At 74.4% G+C, this 18,314-nt stretch carries 14 protein-coding genes; 11 read left to right on the top strand and 3 right to left on the bottom strand.

Annotated elements, in window-relative coordinates; translation table 11 throughout:
- The first annotated feature begins 60 nt into the window (after positions 1–60).
- The 7 genes from ACH4OA_RS04000 to holA all read left to right on the top strand — a co-directional run bounded on the left by ACH4OA_RS04000 (position 61) and on the right by holA (position 8,293).
- Positions 61–798, top strand: a complete 738-nt coding sequence (locus ACH4OA_RS04000; RefSeq protein ID WP_397942851.1) for a hypothetical protein — start codon at positions 61–63, stop codon at positions 796–798.
- 72 nt (positions 799–870) lie between these two features.
- Positions 871–1,716: a DegV family protein gene (locus ACH4OA_RS03995; RefSeq protein ID WP_365875143.1), complete on the top strand. Its 846-nt coding sequence runs from the start codon at positions 871–873 to the stop codon at positions 1,714–1,716.
- Between the two features lie 150 nt (positions 1,717–1,866).
- On the top strand, positions 1,867–3,084 hold the full coding sequence (locus ACH4OA_RS03990) for a helix-hairpin-helix domain-containing protein (protein ID WP_397967515.1): 1,218 nt from the start codon (positions 1,867–1,869) through the stop codon (positions 3,082–3,084).
- Positions 3,081–5,831, top strand: coding sequence for a ComEC/Rec2 family competence protein (locus tag ACH4OA_RS03985; protein WP_397967512.1), 2,751 nt, complete (start codon positions 3,081–3,083; stop codon positions 5,829–5,831). The genes ACH4OA_RS03990 and ACH4OA_RS03985 overlap by 4 nt, the downstream gene beginning before the upstream one ends.
- 183 nt (positions 5,832–6,014) lie before the next feature.
- Positions 6,015–6,896 carry a YceI family protein gene (locus tag ACH4OA_RS03980; protein ID WP_397942857.1) on the top strand — a complete coding sequence of 294 codons (882 nt, stop codon included), beginning with the start codon at positions 6,015–6,017 and terminating at the stop codon, positions 6,894–6,896.
- Positions 6,897–6,967: 71 nt separating this feature from the next.
- On the top strand, positions 6,968–7,213 hold the full coding sequence (locus tag ACH4OA_RS03975; protein WP_365875149.1) for a hypothetical protein: 246 nt from the start codon (positions 6,968–6,970) through the stop codon (positions 7,211–7,213).
- A 90-nt stretch (positions 7,214–7,303) separates the two neighbouring features.
- A complete protein-coding gene (holA, locus tag ACH4OA_RS03970) occupies positions 7,304–8,293 on the top strand; it encodes a DNA polymerase III subunit delta (protein ID WP_365875151.1) in 990 nt (329 codons plus the stop codon).
- A 628-nt stretch (positions 8,294–8,921) separates the two neighbouring features.
- Here holA and rpsT read toward each other — a convergent pair.
- Positions 8,922–9,182: a 30S ribosomal protein S20 gene (gene rpsT, locus ACH4OA_RS03965; protein ID WP_365875152.1), complete on the bottom strand. Its 261-nt coding sequence runs from the start codon at positions 9,180–9,182 to the stop codon at positions 8,922–8,924.
- 225 nt (positions 9,183–9,407) lie between these two features.
- On the opposite strand from rpsT, the gene lepA reads away from it, so the two are divergent.
- The 4 genes from lepA to hemW all read left to right on the top strand — a co-directional run bounded on the left by lepA (position 9,408) and on the right by hemW (position 16,645).
- Positions 9,408–11,282: a translation elongation factor 4 gene (gene lepA, locus ACH4OA_RS03960; protein ID WP_397942861.1), complete on the top strand. Its 1,875-nt coding sequence runs from the start codon at positions 9,408–9,410 to the stop codon at positions 11,280–11,282.
- A 260-nt stretch (positions 11,283–11,542) separates the two neighbouring features.
- A complete protein-coding gene (locus ACH4OA_RS03955) occupies positions 11,543–13,417 on the top strand; it encodes an AMP-dependent synthetase/ligase (protein ID WP_397967508.1) in 1,875 nt (624 codons plus the stop codon).
- 150 nt (positions 13,418–13,567) lie between these two features.
- Positions 13,568–15,385 (top strand): SpoIIE family protein phosphatase, encoded by a 1,818-nt coding sequence (locus ACH4OA_RS03950; protein ID WP_397967860.1) that lies wholly within the window; start codon positions 13,568–13,570, stop codon positions 15,383–15,385.
- A 27-nt stretch (positions 15,386–15,412) separates the two neighbouring features.
- A complete protein-coding gene (hemW, locus tag ACH4OA_RS03945; RefSeq protein ID WP_397967506.1) occupies positions 15,413–16,645 on the top strand; it encodes a radical SAM family heme chaperone HemW in 1,233 nt (410 codons plus the stop codon).
- A 64-nt stretch (positions 16,646–16,709) separates the two neighbouring features.
- Here the strand turns inward: hemW and ACH4OA_RS03940 are convergent, their stop codons facing one another.
- Positions 16,710–17,519: a DUF3097 domain-containing protein gene (locus tag ACH4OA_RS03940; protein ID WP_397942864.1), complete on the bottom strand. Its 810-nt coding sequence runs from the start codon at positions 17,517–17,519 to the stop codon at positions 16,710–16,712.
- A 67-nt stretch (positions 17,520–17,586) separates the two neighbouring features.
- Positions 17,587–18,309, bottom strand: a complete 723-nt coding sequence (locus ACH4OA_RS03935) for an MBL fold metallo-hydrolase (protein ID WP_397942865.1) — start codon at positions 18,307–18,309, stop codon at positions 17,587–17,589.
- Positions 18,310–18,314: the final 5 nt, after the last annotated feature.

Below are 18,314 nucleotides of genomic sequence, written 5' to 3'. Positions count from 1 at the left end.
CGCTGCGTTTACCGTGGAGAGCGTGACCGCGCACAGCACACCGACCGCAGGAGGAGCGCCATGGAAGTAGTGCTCACCGTGTTCGCCCTGCTCTTCCTGCTCCTCGTCGGCCTCGGCGCCTACGCCACGGTCAAGGCCGTGGGCGCCGCCAAGCGCGGTGTGGACCGGACCGTCGCGCAGGCCCGCCGCACGGTCGAGGACCACACCCTGCGCGCCAAGTCCTTCGTGCAGCCCGGACCGGCCGGCGAGGTCGCCCAGCTGCGGCTCGCGCTGCGTACCTCGCTGCGCGCCACCCAGGACGCGCTGCGCGCGGGCGCGGCCGCGGACGAGTCGCTGAAGGAGTCCCTCGGCCTGTTCGAGCGGCTCAGCGAGCACGGGCGCGACCTGGACGCCGACCTCAAGCGCCTGGAGACCGAGCCGGACCGGGCCACGCTCGCCGCGCGCCTGCCCGGACTGCGCGAGCGCACCGAGCGGATCACCGCCTCCGCGGACTCGCTGCGGTGGGCCGCGCGCGACCGCGCCCGCCGCTTCTCCGACGACGATCTGGACTCCCTCAGCGCCCAGATCGACATCGAGGCCGGCGCCCTGCGCCACTGGACGCCGGCCGAGCCCGGCCAGGCGCCCCCGCAGTGGCCCGGCGCGCACGCCCCCGCCGCCGGCCAGCCCGCCGGAGCGCCCCGGCCGGGGACGGCGGAAGCCCGCGCCGCCGAGGAGTCCGCTCCGGAGGCGATCGCCGCGCCGGCCTGGCGTCCGGCCGCCCCCTGGCAGCGGAAACCCCGCCCCGAGAGCACCACATGAGCCGTCCGCGCCACGGCCACCCGGCCGGGGCCGGGCTGCCGAGCGAGCACTACGCCAGGTAACCTCCAGCCCATGTCCCCCCATGTCGCGATCGTCACCGATTCAACGGCCTATCTGCCGCCCCGGGCGATGGAGCGTCATGGCATCACCGCGGTGCCGCTGACCGTGGTCCTCGGCGACCAGGCCCTGGAAGAGGGCACCGAGATCTCCACCCGCTCCCTCGCCCAGGCGCTGCAGAAGCGGCGCCCGGTCACCACCTCCCGCCCCAGCCCCCAGGTGTTCGCGGAGACCTACCGCAGGATCGCCGCGGCCGGCGCGGACGGCATCGTCTCCCTGCACCTGTCCGCCGAACTGTCCGGCACCTACGACGCGGCGGTCCTCGCGGCGCGCGAGGCGCCGGTGCCCGTGCGGGTCGTGGACACCGGAATGGTCGCGATGGCGCTCGGCTTCTGCGCGCTCGCGGCGGCCGAGGCCGCGGAGGCGGGCGACACGGTGGACCAGGTCGTCACGGCCGCCGAGAAACGCGCCTCGGGCACCTGCGCCTACTTCTACGTCGACACCCTCGACTATCTGCGCCGCGGCGGCCGCATCGGCGCCGCGCAGGCACTGCTGGGCTCCGCGCTCGCCGTCAAACCCCTCCTCCAGCTCGAAGACGGCCGTATCGGGCCGCTCGAAAAGGTGCGTACGGCGTCCAAGGCGATCGCGCGCCTGGAGGAACTCGCCGCCGAACGGGCGGGCAACGCCGAGGTGGACATCGCCGTGCACCACCTCGCCGCCGCCGACCGTGCCGCCGCGCTCGCCGACCGGCTGCGCGCCCGCGTCCCGGGCCTGGCCGACCTGCACGTCAGCGAGGTCGGAGCGGTGATCGGGGCGCACACCGGGCCCGGTCTGCTGGGCGCGGTCGTCTCGCCCCGCTGACGGGCGGACGCGGTTCCGGGCTCCCTGCGGGAGGCCCGCGCGCCGGTCCGCTTCACTCGTACGGGTGGCGGAGTTTTCCACAACCGGGCGGTTATACACGGTAATTCACCGCGAACTCCGTGGGGCGGCGCGGTCGTCCATGCTCGTCCCATGGCACTTCGATCCCGTTCCCGCACCGCGACCCCGACCAGCGGCCCGGGCCGTGGCCCCGGCTCCGACGGCCGCGTCCGCCACCACCGCGCCCCCGGACCTCCCCGCACCCGCCACCGCCCGCCCGCCCCGGCGGACGAACTGCGCCGCCGGGCGGAACTCCTCTTCGGCGAACGGGCCGCGCCCTGGCGGGAGTCGGGCAAGGCGCCACCGGGGCGGGGAGGGCTCGCGGGTCTGCCGGAGGCGGAGGTCTCCGCGGGATCTGACGGCTTTGCGGGCTCTGCGCCGCCTGCTCGGTCTGGGGCGTCCGGGGCGTCCGCTGGGTCTGGGGCGTCTGGGGCCTCTGGGGTGGGGACGGAGGGGGGTACCGGATTCGCCGCGAGGGTGGGGTCGGAGCGGCGCGAGGGGTCCGCACGGCCCGACGAGTCTGACGGAGCTGACGGACCTGACGGGTGGGGAGGATCGGGGGAGCCGGGGAGGCCCGGGAAGTCCGGGGAGCCCGAGGCGTCCGTCGCTTCCGGCTGGCGGGAGCGTGCCGGACTGGCGGTGCGGGAGCGGTTGCCGCTCTGGCTCCAGGCACGGTACGGCGTGGAGCGGCGGGCCGTCGTGGCGCTCACCGTGGTGCTCGTGGCCGCGGCCGTTCTCGCCGCGCAGCACTTCTGGACGGGCCGGACCCGGTCCGTGAGCGCCCCTCAGGTGGTGCGCAGCCCGGCGCCCTTGACGACGAAGGGCGAGGAGGCGGCGGCCGGACCGTCCGGGGAGACGTCGGCGACACCCGGCGCGCAGATCGTCGTGGACGTCGGCGGCAAGGTCCGCAAACCGGGAATCCTGCGGCTGCCGGCCGGCGCCCGGGTGGCCGACGCGTTGCGCGCCGCGGGCGGGGTCCGGCCGGGTGTGAGCGTGGCAGGGCTGAACCGGGCCCGTTTCCTGGTCGACGGCGAACAGGTCGTCGTCGGCTCGCCCGCAGGCGCCGCGCCCGGTCCGGCGGCCGGCTCCCTCCCCGGAGCCACCGGTGCGGGTCCGGCGGCGCCGGTCTCCCTCGGCACCGCCACCGCGGACCAGCTCGACACCCTGCCCGGGGTCGGCCCGGTGCTGGCCCAGCACATCATCGACTACCGCACCCGGCACGGCGGTTTCCGCTCCGTGGACGAACTGCGCGAGGTAGACGGCATCGGCGACCGCCGGTTCACCGATCTGCGCGACCTGGTGCGGCCGTGAACCGCGCGCTCACCGTGGCCGGCCCGCGTGCCGAGCCCGAGCGGCAGGGGCCCGTGCACACCGGCCGGAACGATCCCCTGGACCTGCGCCTGGTGCCGCCCGCGCTCGCGGCCTGGGGCACGGCGGCCCTGACCGTGGACGCGCCGCCGGCCTGGACCACCGCGACCGCCGTCGTCTGCCTGACCGGTGGCGTCCTCCTGCTGTCGGTGCGGCGACCGGGACGGTTCCGGGCGCGGGAACGGCCCGGCCGGACGCCCGGGCGGCTGCGCTGGGCGCGGACCGCCGTCGCCGCGGCGCTGCTCTGCTCCGCCGCGGCGGCCGTCTCCGCCGGACTGCACGGGGCCGACGTGCGGCGCGGCCCGGTGCCCGAACTGGCCCGGCGGTCCGCGAACGTCACCGCCGAGGCCGAACTGACCGGCGACCCCTGGCTGAGCGGACCACGGGTGCGCGGCGATCACACGGCGTCCGTGGCGGTGCTGGCACGGGCCGACCTACGGAGCGTGGAGACGGCTGACGGGAGCCGGGCGCGGACCCGGACACCGGTGCTGCTCGTCGTCGACGCGGACGTCCCGGCACCGGAAGGAAGCGCCGCGGGCGACCGGAACCCCGGCCCGCCGGCCGGCGCCGGAGGGCACGGGCCGGGTGCGCGCGCCGCCTGGCTCGGGCTGCTGCCGTCCACCCGGCTCCAGGTGGGCGGACGGCTGGCACCCGCGCTCGCGGGCGGCGACCGGACAGCGGCCGTGCTGCGGGTGCGCGGCCGGCCCGGGCCCCGGATCGTGGCGGGGCCGAGCGGGCCGCAACGGTTCGCCGGGAGACTCCGGGCCGGTCTGCGGGAGGCGACCGAGGACCTGCCGGGAGACGCGCGGGCGCTGCTTCCCGGACTGGTCGTCGGGGACACCTCGCGGATCACACCCGAGCTGGAGCACGCCTTCGAGGAGACGGACCTGGCGCACACCCTCGCCGTCTCCGGCAGCAACCTCACCGTCCTGCTCGTGCTGCTCATCGGACCGCCGGGGCTGGCCCAGCGCGCGGAGCGCCGTGGCCTCGCCCCGCGTCTGGGGCTGTCACTGCGGGCGACGGCCTTGCTCGCGGGAGCGCTGACGCTGGGCTTCGTGGTCGTCTGCCGGCCCGACCCCAGCGTGCTGCGGGCCGCGGCCTGCGGCGCGGTCGCGCTGCTCGCGCTCGCCACCGGGCGCCGCAGATCGCTGCTCCCGGCGCTGGCCACGGCCGTGCTGCTGCTGGTGCTGTACGACCCGTGGCTGGCCCGCGGTTACGGCTTCCTGCTGTCGGTGCTGGCCACCGGCGCGCTGCTGGTGCTGGCGCCGGGCTGGAGCGAGGCGTTGCGGCGGCGCCGGGTGCCGCCGCGGCTGGCCGAGGCGCTGGCGGCGGCTGCCGCGGCGCAGGCCGTGTGCGCGCCGGTGGTGGCGGTGCTGTCGGCCCGGGTGAGCCTGGTGGGGGTGCCCTGCAATCTGCTGGCCGAGGTGGCGGTGGCACCGGCCACCGTGCTGGGGTTCGCGGCGCTCGCGACGGCGCCGGTGGCGATGCCGGCGGCCGAGGCGCTGGCCCGGTGCGCGAGGTGGCCGGCCGGGTGGATCGCCGGGGTCGCCCGGACCGGGGCGGCGCTGCCCGGCGCGGGCGTGGACTGGCCGGGGAGCTGGCCGGGGGCCCTGGCGCTCGCGGCGGTCACCGTGGCCGTGGTCCTGGCCGGGCGGAGACTGGTACGGCACCCCGGGTGGTGCGTGCCGCTCGGCGTGCTGCTCGTGCTCCTCGTGACGCGGCCGGCCCCGCTGACCCGGGTGATCACCGGCTGGCCGCCGCCGGGCTGGCGGTTCGTGATGTGCGACGTCGGGCAGGGCGACGCGACGGTGCTGGCGGCGGGCGGGGGAGCCGCGGTGGTCGTGGACGCCGGACCCGACCCGGAACTGGTCGACGACTGCCTGCGGCGGCTCGGTGTCACCCGCGTTCCCCTGCTGCTCCTCACCCACTTCCACGCCGACCACGTCGCGGGACTGCCCGGCGTCCTGCGGGGCCGCTCGGTGGCCGCGATCGAGACCACGGGGCTGGCGGAACCGGCGGACCAGGCGGAGTTCGTCCACCGGCAGGCGGCCGAGCGGCACATCCCGGTGACGACGGCCGTCGCGGGAGAGGAACGGCGCACCGGACCGCTCACCTGGCGGGTCGTGTGGCCACCACCGCCGCACACCAACACCGGACCGCGCACCCCCGCCGGGACGGGAACGCACACCGGGACGGGAGCGGCCCTAGGGACGGCAGCGCCCGCCGGGACGGCAGCGCCCGACTGGACGGGAACGGCAACCGGACCGCAGGTGCAGCCGGTTCAGCCGGGGGGCGTCCTCTTCGCGCCGGAGGGGCCGAACGACGCCAGTGTCGCGCTGCTCGTCCGCACGGGCGGGCTGCGGCTGCTGCTGCTCGGAGACCTCGAACCACCGGCCCAGCAGGCGTTGCTGCGGTCCCCGGCGGCGGCCGGCCTGGCCGGGGTCGACGTCCTGAAGGTGGCCCACCACGGCTCGGCCTACCAGGACCCGCGGCTGCTGCGGCGCGCGGCGCCCCGGGTGGCCCTCGTCTCCGCGGGCGTCGGCAATCCCTACGGCCATCCGGCACCGGTGACGCTGGCCGCGCTGCGGACCGCCGGGGCGACGGTCCTGCGCACCGACAAGGACGGCGCGCTGGCGATCACCGGGACCGGCGGGCGGCAGGGGCGGATACGGGTGACGAGCGAGCACTGAGCCCACCGTCGCCGCCCGCCGGGTGCCGGCGGCGCGGAAACCGGGCCGGCGCGGCCAATTCGGCCCACTCCCGCGCATGCTCCGCATTCCTGAGATGTGGGACCGTGTTGCCTCGAAAGCCGCATCGGTGATCGAATGGATCTTCGGCAAGGGATCACGTCGAGGCGTACAGGGGTGTCGTTGATGTTCGGCCGTTGGCTGGGTGACCGGACGAACCGCGGGCAACGGACGGGCCCCCTGGCGGCGTTGCGCACACCGCCGGGCGCCGGGGTGCTCAGCTGCCGGGTGGTCGACCCGGTCGACGAGCCGGTGCACGGCGCGGAGCTGACGGTCAGTGACTCCCTGGGGCGCCGGGTGGTGTCCGGCGGGACGGACCCGTACGGGCTGTTCGTGGCCACGCTGCCGGCGGGGGAGTACCGGATCGCGGTGGGGGCGGAGGGATACGCGCCGTACCGGGCCACCGCGCTGGTCGGTGAGAACTCCCTCGCCTCGCTGGGCGATGTGATCCTTCAGGTGGCCCAGCCGCCGGCCCCGCCCGCGCCGGGCGACTGGGACGTGGAGCCCGCGCACTCCTCGATCGCCTTCACCGCGCGGCACATCGGACTCGCCCTGGTCCACGGGCGGTTCAACTCCTTCGCCGGGGTCGTGCGGATCGCCGAGCGGATGGAACAGTCGGCGATGCACGTCGTGATCGACGCGGCGTCCATCGACACGAGGGTCCGGATGCGCGACGACCACCTGCGGTCGGCGGACTTCCTGGACGTGGGGCGGTTCCCGACGCTGGAGTTCTACAGCGACCGGTTCGTGCACAGGGGCGGCAGCCGGTGGGCGGTCACCGGGGCGCTGTCGCTGCACGGCGTGACCCGCACGGTCACGCTCGACACCGAGTACCTCGGACTCGGCAACGGCATGGAGGGCGAGACGCGGGCCGCCTGCCGGGCCACCACCGAGCTGCACCGCGACGACTTCACGGTGAGCTGGCAGTCGATGCTGGCCCGGGGCATCGCGGTGGTCGGACCGAGCATCCGTGTCGACCTGGACGTCCAGATCGTGCCGAAGAACTGACCCCCGCGGAACCCGGCACACCCGTCCTGCCCCGGGCCGGCCGGCTCGCAGCCGTACCGGAGAATGGGGCGGTGAGCGATGTGAGACACGTGCTGGTGCTGCCCGACCGCGACGCCGCGGAGGAGGCGGCCGAGGCGCTCGGGCAGCGGTTCGGGATCGACGAGGAGCCCCGGCTGGTCCGGGACGCGCTGGCCGGCGAGGACGACGCCGAGGACGCCCAGTGGCTCGTGGTCCTGCGCGACGAGCGCGAACGGCTGGACCCGGCCGAGCTGGACGCGTTCGCGGGCGAGTGGGACGGCTGGCGCGAGGAGCCCTGAACCGGCACCGGACACACGGGCCCCTGAACCGGCGCCGGACGGACGCATGGGCCCCGGCCGCTGTCAGTGCCGCGTGGGATGCTTTAGGCGATGGCCAGGAAAAGTGCGAACGACGACCCTCTCGCCCCGGTGACCCTCGCCGTGGGCCAGGAGGACCTCCTGCTCGACCGTGCCGTGCGGGAGGTGGTGGCCGCAGCCAAGGCCGCCGACGCCGACACGGACGTGCGTGACCTCACCCCGGACCAGCTCCAGCCCGGCACGCTCGCCGAGCTGACCAGCCCCTCGCTCTTCGCGGAGCGCAAGGTCGTGGTCGTGCGCAACGCGCAGGACCTGTCCGCCGACACGGTCAAGGACGTGAAGGCGTACCTCGGCTCGCCCGCCGAGGAGATCACGCTCGTGCTGCTGCACGCCGGCGGCGCCAAGGGCAAGGGACTGCTGGACGCCGCGCGCAAAGCGGGCGCCCGGGAGGTGGCCTGCCCGAAGATGACCAAGCCGGCGGACCGGCTGGCCTTCGTGCGCGGCGAGTTCCGCACCCTCGGACGGTCGGCCGCGCCCGAGGCGTGCCAGGCGCTCTGCGACGCCATCGGGAGCGATCTGCGGGAGCTGGCCTCGGCGGTGTCGCAGTTGGTCGCCGACGTGGAAGGCACGATCGACGAGGCCGTCGTCGGGCGGTACTACACGGGGCGCGCCGAGGCGTCCAGCTTCACGGTCGCCGACCGGGCCGTGGAGGGGCGTACGGCGGAGGCGCTGGAGGCGCTGAGATGGTCGCTGGCGACGGGCGTGGCGCCGGTGCTGATCACCAGCGCGCTGGCGCAGGGCGTGCGGGCGATCGGCAAGCTGTCCTCGGCCCGGGGCGGCCGGCCGGCCGATCTGGCGCGTGAGCTGGGCATGCCGCCGTGGAAGATCGACCGGGTGCGCCAGCAGATGCGGGGCTGGACGCCGGACGGGGTCTCGGTGGCGCTCCGGGCGGTCGCGGAGGCGGACGCGGGCGTGAAGGGCGGCGGCGACGACCCCGAGTACGCGCTGGAGAAGGCGGTCGTGGTGATCGCCCGGGCCGCAAGGTCCCGAGGCCGCGGCTGACCGTCCCACGATCCCCCGGAGACGCGCCTGACCGGCCTGCGATCCCCCGGAGACGCGCCCGTGATCCGGGGCCGCGCTGCCGGGTGCCGGGGTGGCCGAGTCCACGGTGCCGCGAAGGCAGGCCCGCGATCCGGGGCCCCCGCTGCCGAGGTGACGGATCCTCGGTGCCAGGAGGTGCGCCCACGGTGCCGCAGAGATAGCCCCGCGATGCCGCGAAGGCAGGCCCGTGGTCCGGGGAAGCAGGCCCGTGATGCCGCGAAGGTAGGCCCATGATCCCCCGGAGACGCGCCCGCGATCCGGGGCCCCGCGCTGCCGGGTGCCGGGGTGGCCGGGTCCGCGATGCCGCGGAGGTAGGTCCGCGGCCCGGGTAGCCAGGCCCCCGGTGCCGCGAAGGCAGGCCCGCAGTGCCGCCGAGACGAGTCCGCGCTGCCGGGCAAGTACGGCATGCCGAAGGCCCCGGCATCCGTCTTGGGGAAGAACGGGGCGCCGGGGCCGTCGGATGAAACCGTTGAGCCCGTTCCCGCGTGGCGAACGCAGGCCGCGAACAGGCTCGTTGTGCCGGACGGGAGCGGATGAGAGAGGGCCCGCTCTGGGTCCCTCCGGCGATCAGATCAAAGGGGGTTCAGCCCTAGAGGGACGTGACCTTGGAAGCAAGCGCCGACTTCTTGTTGGCGGCCTGGTTCTTGTGGATGACACCCTTCGAGACGGCCTTGTCGAGCGCACGCGCGGCAGCGCGCTGCAGCTCGGTGGCCTTCTCGGTGTCACCCGCGGCAGCGGCCTCGCGAGCCTTGCGGATCGCGGTCTTCAGGGAGGACTTGACGGCCTTGTTGCGCAGCCGGGCCTTCTCGTTGGTCTTGTTCCGCTTGATCTGGGACTTGATGTTCGCCACGAAGGAGCCTTTTCAGGTTCAGGCACGGGGCCGCACGGGTCCCGTACCGATGATCCGAACTGATGAGTCGCGCCTCGCGCTGAGAGGGCATGAGGCGCAGCCATCTACAGTACCAGTGGCGCTCCGGACGGCCCAAAACGGCCCCCGGTCCCTGCCCGTGGGACCATGGAGACTACGTAACGATCCGACCCGAGGCATAAGGCGCCTCAAGAGACAGGACCCTGCGTGCCCGCGACCCCTAACCATGTGCCCGAGCCGAGCCGTACCGACCCGGCTCTGATCCGCAACTTCTGCATCATCGCGCACATCGACCACGGCAAGTCCACGCTCGCCGACCGGATGCTCCAGCTGACCGGTGTGGTCGAGCAGCGGCAGATGCGTGCTCAGTACCTCGACCGGATGGACATCGAGCGCGAGCGCGGCATCACGATCAAGTCCCAGGCGGTGCGTCTGCCCTGGGCCCCCACCGAGGGCCCCGACCAGGGCACGACCCACATCCTCAACATGATCGACACCCCGGGGCACGTCGACTTCACCTACGAGGTCTCGCGGTCGCTGGCCGCCTGCGAGGGAACCATCCTCCTCGTCGACGCCGCCCAGGGCATCGAGGCGCAGACCCTCGCCAACCTGTACCTGGCGATGGAGAACGACCTCACGATCATCCCGGTGCTGAACAAGATCGACCTGCCGGCCGCGCAGCCGGAGAAGTTCGCCGAGGAACTGGCGAACCTGGTCGGCTGCGACCCGGAGGACGTGCTCAAGGTCTCGGCGAAGACCGGTCTCGGCGTGGACGCGCTGCTGAACAAGGCCGTCAAGGAGATCCCGGCGCCGGTCGGGGTCGCCGACGCCCCCGCCCGCGCGATGATCTTCGACTCGGTCTACGACTCGTACCGCGGTGTCGTGACGTACGTCCGTGTCATCGACGGCCAGCTCAACCGGCGCGAGCGCATCCGGATGATGTCGACCGGCGCCACCCACGAGCTGCTGGAGATCGGCGTCAGCTCGCCCGAGATGCTGCCGGCCGACGGTCTCGGCGTCGGTGAGGTGGGGTACCTCATCACCGGTGTGAAGGACGTCCGCCAGTCCAAGGTCGGCGACACCGTCACCAGCCAGCACAAGGGCGCGACCGAGGCGCTCGGCGGGTACAAGGACCCGAAGCCGATGGTCTTCTCCGGTCTGTATCCGCTGGACGGCTCGGACTACCCCGAGCTGCGCGAGGCGCTGGACAAGCTCCAGCTCAACGACGCCGCGCTGGTGTACGAGCCGGAGACCTCCGCCGCGCTCGGCTTCGGCTTCCGCGTCGGCTTCCTCGGCCTGCTGCACCTGGACGTGATCCGGGAGCGGCTGGAGCGCGAGTTCGGTCTCGACCTGATCGCCACCGCCCCGAACGTGGTCTACCGCGTGATCTTGGAGGACGGCAGCGAGGTCACCGTCACCAACCCGAGCGAGTTCCCCGAGGGGAAGATCGACGAGGTCTTCGAGCCGGTCGTGCGGGCGACGATCCTGGCGCCCACCGAGTTCATCGGCGCGATCATGGAGCTGTGCCAGACCCGGCGCGGCACGCTGCTCGGCATGGACTACCTCTCCGAGGACCGGGTGGAGATCCGCTACACCCTGCCGCTCGCGGAGATCGTCTTCGACTTCTTCGACCAGCTGAAGTCCAAGACCCGCGGCTATGCCTCGCTGGACTACGAGACCACGGGCGAGCAGAGCAGCTCCCTGGTCAAGGTCGACATCCTGCTGCACGGCGACAAGGTGGACGCCTTCTCGGCGATCACCCACAAGGACCAGGCGTACGCGTACGGCGTGCGGCTCGTCGCCCGGCTCAAGGAGCTGATCCCGCGGCAGAACTTCGAGGTGCCGGTGCAGGCCGCCGTCGGCTCCCGGGTCATCGCCCGCGAGACCATCCGCGCCATCCGCAAGGACGTCCTCGCCAAGTGCTACGGCGGTGACATCTCGCGCAAGCGGAAGCTGCTGGAGAAGCAGAAGGAAGGCAAGAAGCGGATGAAGATGGTGGGTTCCGTGGAGGTTCCGCAGGAAGCCTTCATCGCCGTCCTGTCCAGCGATGACAGCGCGGGGTCGGCCAAGAGCAAGAAGTAACCGGGGGTAGCGGTCGGTCACGACGGCAAACCGGGCATGCGGGGGCCCGCCGTGCGAAAGCGCGGCGGGCCCCGGCGCGTCCCGGGCACCGCCGTGCGGGGAAAGTGACAGGCCGGTGCCCCTTACGCAGCGGGCGGTCGCGCCTTACCCTGATGCCTGCTCGCTAGTTACTGGCGAGTTAAACAACAGTCCGCACCCCCACAGTGAGTCAACCAGCCGCACCGAGTCAGCCGCACCGTCGCGGGCCCCCGGAGGATGTCGTGAGCGACACACAGATTCTGATCGAGAACCGTCCGCCGTCCGTGGCGGCCCTCTTCCTGGAGCGCGTGGCGTCCACACCGGACGCGGAGGCCTACCGCTACCCGGTCCCGCCCGCCGCGGGCCAGGGCCCCGACGACTGGGCGTCGCTCAGCTGGGCACAGGCGGCCGACCGGGTGTACGCGATCGCGGCCGGGCTCATCGAGCTGGGCATCGAGGCCGAGCAGCGGGTGGCGCTCGCCTCCTCCACCCGGGTCGAGTGGATCCTCGCCGACCTGGCCATCATGTGCGCCGGCGGCGCCACCACCACGGTCTATCCGCAGACCAACGCCGACGAGTCCGCGTTCATCCTCTCCGACTCCGAGAGCCGGGTGCTGATCGCCGAGGACGCGGCCCAGCTCGCCAAGGCCGTGGAGAAGCGCGCCGAGCTGCCCGCCCTGACCAAGGTCGTGGTGATCGACCCGGCCGGGGTGGAGACGGGCGACTGGGTGACCACCCTCGCCGAGCTGGAGGAGCGCGGCACCGCCTATCTGGAGCAGCACCCGCAGCTCATCAAGGAGCGGGTCGGCGCGATCACCAGGGACCAGCTCGCCACCCTGATCTACACCTCGGGCACCACCGGCCGCCCCAAGGGCGTGCGCCTGCCGCACGACAACTGGGCGTACATGGCCAAGGCCATCGCGGCGACCGGCCTGATCACCATGGACGACACGCAGTACCTGTGGCTGCCGCTCGCGCACGTCTTCGGCAAGGTGCTCACCTCCGGCCAGATCGAGGTCGGGCACGTCACCGCCGTGGACGGCCGCGTCGACAAGATCATCGAGAATCTGCCGGTGGTGCGGCCGACGTACATGGCGGCCGTGCCGCGCATCTTCGAGAAGGTCTACAACGGCGTCGCGGCCAAGGCCCGCGAGGGCGGCGCGGCCAAGTACCGGATCTTCCAGTGGGCCGCCGAGGTCGCCCGCGAGTACGCCAAGGTCACCCAGGACAACTTCCGCCGCACCGGCACCGCCTCGGCGCCCTTCGGGCTCGCCGCCCGGCACAAGGCCGCCGACGCGCTCGTCTACGGCAAGCTGCGCGAGGCGTTCGGCGGCCGGCTGCGCGCCTGTGTCTCCGGCGCCTCCGCGCTCTCGCCCGAGATCGGCTACTTCTTCGCCGGCGCCGGCATCCACATCCTGGAGGGCTACGGCCTCACCGAGACCTCCGCGGCCTCCTTCGTCAACCCGGGCGAGGCCTACCGCACCGGCACGGTCGGCAAGCCGCTGCCCGGCACCGAGGTCCGCATCGCCGGCGACGGCGAGATCCTGCTGCGCGGCCCCGGCATCATGCAGGGCTACCACCAGCAGCCCCAGAAGACCGCCGAGGTGCTGGAGTCCGACGGCTGGTTCCACACCGGCGACATCGGCGAGCTGTCGCCCGACGGCTATCTGCGCATCACCGACCGCAAGAAGGACCTCATCAAGACCTCCGGCGGCAAGTACGTCGCCCCGGCCGAGGTCGAGGGCCAGTTCAAGGCGGTGTGCCCGTACGTGTCCAACATCCTCGTGCACGGCGCCGACCGGAACTACTGCACCGCCCTGATCGCCCTGGACGAGAGCGCGATCCGGGAGTGGGCGAAGGACAACGGCCTGGCGGGCCGGCCGTACGCCGAGATCGTCGCCGCGCCGCAGACGGTGGAGCTGGTCGACGGGTACGTACGGCAGCTCAACGTCGGCCTCCAGCGCTGGCAGACCATCAAGAAGTTCCGGCTGCTGCCGCGCGACCTCGACGTGGAGCACGGCGAGATCACGCCGAGCCTGAAACTGAAGCGGCCGGTGGTGGAGCGGGAGTACCGGAACCTCATCGAGGAGATGTACGCCGGGACCCGGGAGCAGTAGCCCGGGGGAGCGGCCGGTCCGTTGTGCGGCCCGAGGCGGCCCCCGGTGCCCCTCAGCCGCTCACCGGCGCTCAAAAGCCGCCGTCTTCTGTCCACTTCGGTAACTGCCCGCTTATAGGCGCCCCCGGTCTGTCACCCTGGCCGCATGGACATGGCGGCCATACCGACGCAGCGGGAGAACGGCTCCCCGCCCGGCCAGGTGCGGGGCCGGGCCACGCTGCCCGGCAGCCCTCTCGCTCCCGGCTCGGCCCGCGCGCTGGTGCGGGCCGCGCTGGACCACGCGCCCGGCGTCTCCCCGCGGCTGGCCGACGACGCCATGGCCGTGGTGAGCGAGCTGGTCACCAACGCCGTCGTGCACGCCGGCACCGAGGTGCGGGTCGACTGGCTGCTGGAGGACGGCGGCGCGTTCGTGATCGAGGTGCGCGACCGGCACCCGTCCCGCGCGCCGCGGGACGCGTCGGCGGGCGAGGGGCCGTACGACACGGCCGAGTACGGGCGCGGCCTGCGCCTGGTCGCCACGCTCGCCGAGTCCTGGGGCGTCACCTACCGCGCCGGCACCAAGACCGTCTGGGCCCGGCTGCCACCCGGCGGCAGCGACGCCCTGGACGGACCCGCCCCGGACCCCGCCCTGGAGGTGGCCGGGGACCTCGCCCCGCTGCCGCACCGCGCCGAGGGCGACCGGGACTGGCTCGGCCGGGGCGCCCTGTCCTTCCTCGCCGAGGCCTCCGACCTGCTCGCCGGACAGCTCGACGAGAACCTGGTCGCCGCGCTCACCGGCCAGCTCATCGTGCCCCGGCTCGCCGACTGGTGCGCGGTCTGGCTGGAGGACGAGGCGTCCGTGCGCGGCGGCGTCCGCGACGGCCCCGCCCGGGTCTGGCACGCCAGCGAGGCCCGCATCGAGGAACTGCGGTGCGCCCTGGAGAAGGAGCCGCCGTGCCCGCCGGACGGAGCGCGCTCCGGTCCCGAGCCCTACCCCTGGCCCGGCCACGCGCTCGGCCCGCACGGCGCCCAGGGCACGGCGCTGTCGTACCGGCTGGTCGCGGGCGGCCGGCCGCTCGGCACGCTGGTCATCGGCCGGTGCGGACCCGCGGGCTTCCCCGAGGAGATCACCGGCCTGGTGGAGGACCTCAGCCGGCGGGTCGCCCTCGCCATCGGCGCGGCCCGCCAGTACGCCCGCCAGGCCACCATCAGCGCCGTCCTGCAGCGCGGCCTGCTGCCCGGCGCGGTCGCCGAGATCCCCGGCGTGAGCAGCGCGCTCGTCTACGAGCCCTGCGACAAGGGCGGCCCCAGCGGCGACTTCTACGACCTGTTCCCGGCGGGCGACGGACGCTGGTGCTTCGCCGTGGGCGACGTCCAGGGCAAGGGCCCGGAGGCGGCCGTCGTGATCGGCCTGGCCCGCCCCTGGCTGCGCCTGCTGGCCCGCGAGGGGTACGGCGTCGCGGACGTCCTGGACCGCCTCAACCAGCTCCTGCTGGACGACGCCACGGAGGCCGCCGACGCCGCCGCCCGCGCCCTGGTCACCGCCGGCGGCCGGCCGGCCTTCGGGGACGGCCCGCAGACCCGCTTCCTGTCCCTGCTCTACGGCGAGCTGACCCCGCACGACGGCGGCGTCCGCTGCACCCTCGCCTCCGCCGGCCACCCGCTGCCGCTGGTCCTCGGCCCGGACGGGAGCGTGCGCACCGCGGCCCGCCCGCAGACCCTCCTCGGCGTCGTGGAGGACGAGACGTACACCAGCGAGACGCTGGAGCTGCGGTCCGGCGACAGCCTGCTGTGCGTCACCGACGGCGTGACCGAGCGGCGCTCCGGCTCCCGCCAGTTCGACGACGGCGACGGCCTCGCGCACGCCCTGGCCGGCTGCGCCGGGCTCAGCGCCGAGCGGATCGCGGAACGGATCAGCCGTCTGGTGCACGACTTCGGCGGCGGTCTGCCCGAGGACGATCTCGCCCTGCTGGTGCTCCAGGCGGAGTGACGCCCGCGGTGCTGGACAATGGAGGGCATGCCTTCCGCACTCCCCGACGGCGAGCCCGTCCCCGCCGACGGCGCGCTGCCCGCGTACGCGCTCGCCGGGGCCGCCGCCCGCCCGCTCGGCTTCTACCTGCACGTGCCGTACTGCGCGACCCGCTGCGGCTACTGCGACTTCAACACCTACACCGCCACCGAGCTGCGCGGCACGGGCGGGGTGCTCGCCTCCCGGGACAACTACGCGGACACCCTCGCCGACGAGGTCCGGCTGGCGCGGAAGGTGCTGGGCGACGACCCGCGCCCGGTCCGCACGGTCTTCGTCGGCGGCGGCACGCCCACGCTGCTGGCCGCCGGTGACCTCGTACGGATGCTGGACGCGGTCCGCGCGGAGTTCGGGCTCGCCCCGGACGCGGAGATCACCACCGAGGCGAACCCGGAGTCGGTGGACCCCGCGTACCTCGCCACGCTGCGGGAGGGCGGCTTCAACCGGATCTCCTTCGGCATGCAGAGCGCCAAGCGGCACGTCCTGGACGTCCTGGACCGCACGCACACGCCCGGCCGGCCCGAGGCGTGCGTGGCGGAGGCGCGCGCGGCCGGCTTCGACCACGTCAACCTGGACCTGATCTACGGCACACCGGGGGAGAGCGACGACGACTGGCGGGCCTCCCTGGACGCGGCGATCGGCGCCGGCCCCGACCACGTCAGCGCCTACGCGCTCATCGTGGAGGAGGGCACCGGGCTCGCCCGTCGCATCCGCCGGGGCGAGATCCCGATGACCGACGACGACGCGCACGCCGACCGCTACCTGATCGCCGAGGAGACGCTGTCCCGGGCGGGCTTCGCGTGGTACGAGGTCTCGAACTGGGCCACCTCCGAGGCGGGCCGCTGCCTGCACAACGAGCTGTACTGGCGGGGCGCCGACTGGTGGGGCGCGGGCCCCGGGGCGCACTCGCACATGGGCGGTGTGCGCTGGTGGAACGTCAAGCACCCGGGGGCGTACGCGGCGGCCCTCGCCGCCGGCCGCTCCCCGGGCGCCGGCCGGGAACTGCTGTCCGAGGAGGACCGGCGGGTGGAACGCGTCCTGCTGGAGCTGCGGCTGCGCGAGGGCGTGCCGCTGTCCCTGCTGCGGGCGGACGGCCTCGCGGCGTCCCGGCGCGCGCTGGCCGACGGACTGCTCCAGCGGGGCCCGTACGACGAGGGACGGGCCGTCCTCACGCTGCGCGGCCGGCTGCTGGCGGACGCGGTGGTGCGGGACCTGGTGGACTGATCACCCCGGCGGGTGAACCCCGGACGCGTGCCGGACCCCGCAGGGCCCGGCACCCGTCCGGACGTCAGGCCCCGCCGCCCGTGACGAAGTCGATCAGCTCCTCCACGCGGCCCAGCAGCTCCGGCTCCAGGTCCTTGTAGGAGGTCACCCGCTTCAGGATCGCCTGCCAGACCGCGCCGGTGTTCTCCGCGGGCCAGCCCAGCGCCCGGCACACCCCGGTCTTCCAGTCCTGCCCCTTCGGCACCGCCGGCCAGGCCGGGATGCCCAGCGAGGCCGGTTTCACCGCCTGCCAGACGTCGATGTACGGGTGCCCGACGACCAGCGCGTGGGCGCTGGTCACCGACTCGGCGATCCGCCACTCCTTGGTGCCCGGCACCAGGTGGTCCACGAGGACGCCCAGCCGGGCGCCGGGACCCGGGGCGAAGGACTCCACGATCGCCGGCAGGTCGTCCACGCCCTCCAGGTACTCCACGACCACGCCCTCGACGCGCAGGTCGTCGCCCCACACCTTCTCGACCAGCTCGGCGTCGTGCCGGCCCTCCACGTAGATCCGCCCGGCGCGGGCCACGCGCGCGCGGGCCTGCGGGACGGCGACCGAACCGGAGGCCGTACGGGCCGGCCGCGCCGCGCCCGGGGCCGGCCGGACCAGCGTCACCGTCCTGCCCTCCAGCAGGAACCCGCCCGGCGCGAGCGGGAACACCCGGTGCTTGCCGAAGCGGTCCTCCAGGGTCACCGCGCCCGCCTCGCAGCCGATCACCGCCCCGCAGAACCCGGTGCCGGCCTCCTCCACCACCAGCCCCGCCTCGGCCGGCACCTCCGGCACCGGTGCGGGCTTCTTCCACGGCGGGGTCAGGTCGGCGGAGTACTGGCGCATTCGGATGACGATAGGAGAAGCCGCGTGCCGACGCGCACGACACGCCGGGACCGGCGCCGGGTGCCGCTCAGGTCACGCCGAAACGCGCCGCCAGCTCCTCGCGCTGGCGCCGCACGAACGCCGCGTCCACCACCGCTCCGTGACCGGGCACGTACAGCGCGTCCTCGCCGCCCAGCGCCACCAGCCGGTCCAGGGCGGCCGGCCAGCGGGCCGGGACCGCGTCGGGACCGGCCTGCGGCGTGCCGGACTCCTCCACCAGGTCGCCGCAGAACACCACCTCCGGATCGCCCGGCACCAGCACCACGAGGTCGTGCGCCGTGTGCCCCGGGCCCACGTTGGCCAGCAACGCCTGGCGGCCGCCGCCGAGGTCGAGGGTCCACTCCCCGGAGACCAGGTGGCCGGGCGGCACCAGCGTGTCCACCGCCTCGTCCGCGTCCGCCACCGGCAGGCCGTTGCGCACCGCGTCCAGGCGCAGCCCCGCGCGCTCGTGGGCGAACACGGCGTCCAGGCCCACCGCGCCGTACACCTGCGCCCCGGCGAACGCGGCGGCGCCGAAGACGTGGTCGAAGTGGGGGTGGGTGAACGCGAGATGGGTCACACGGCCGCCTGCCAGTTCCTCGGCCAGCGCGCGCAGCCGGGCCCCCTCCGCGAGGCTGGAACCCGCGTCCACGAGCAGCGCCGTCCCCGCGCCCAGGACCAGCCCCGCCGTGCAGTCCCACCCGGGGAGCCTGCACCGGCCCACCCCGGGGGCCAGCCGTTCCCAGCCCAGCTCTTCCCAAGTCACGGTCATACCGG

The sequence above is a fragment of the Streptomyces sp. NPDC017095 genome, assembly GCF_044332325.1.
Classification (GTDB): domain Bacteria; phylum Actinomycetota; class Actinomycetes; order Streptomycetales; family Streptomycetaceae; genus Streptomyces.
Note: the sequence above shows the minus strand (reverse complement) of the source record. Positions and strands in the feature narration are given on the sequence as shown.

Coding starts and splice junctions, on each gene's coding strand:
- ACH4OA_RS03935 (WP_397942865.1), bottom strand. CDS start 18,309: ATGACCGTGACTTGGGAAGAGCTGGGCTGGGAACGGCTGGCCCCCGGG.
- ACH4OA_RS03980 (WP_397942857.1), top strand. CDS start 6,015: ATGTTCGGCCGTTGGCTGGGTGACCGGACGAACCGCGGGCAACGGACG.
- ACH4OA_RS04000 (WP_397942851.1), top strand. CDS start 61: ATGGAAGTAGTGCTCACCGTGTTCGCCCTGCTCTTCCTGCTCCTCGTC.
- ACH4OA_RS03950 (WP_397967860.1), top strand. CDS start 13,568: ATGGCGGCCATACCGACGCAGCGGGAGAACGGCTCCCCGCCCGGCCAG.
- ACH4OA_RS03940 (WP_397942864.1), bottom strand. CDS start 17,519: ATGCGCCAGTACTCCGCCGACCTGACCCCGCCGTGGAAGAAGCCCGCA.
- hemW (WP_397967506.1), top strand. CDS start 15,413: ATGCCTTCCGCACTCCCCGACGGCGAGCCCGTCCCCGCCGACGGCGCG.
- holA (WP_365875151.1), top strand. CDS start 7,304: ATGGCCAGGAAAAGTGCGAACGACGACCCTCTCGCCCCGGTGACCCTC.
- ACH4OA_RS03990 (WP_397967515.1), top strand. CDS start 1,867: ATGGCACTTCGATCCCGTTCCCGCACCGCGACCCCGACCAGCGGCCCG.
- ACH4OA_RS03995 (WP_365875143.1), top strand. CDS start 871: ATGTCCCCCCATGTCGCGATCGTCACCGATTCAACGGCCTATCTGCCG.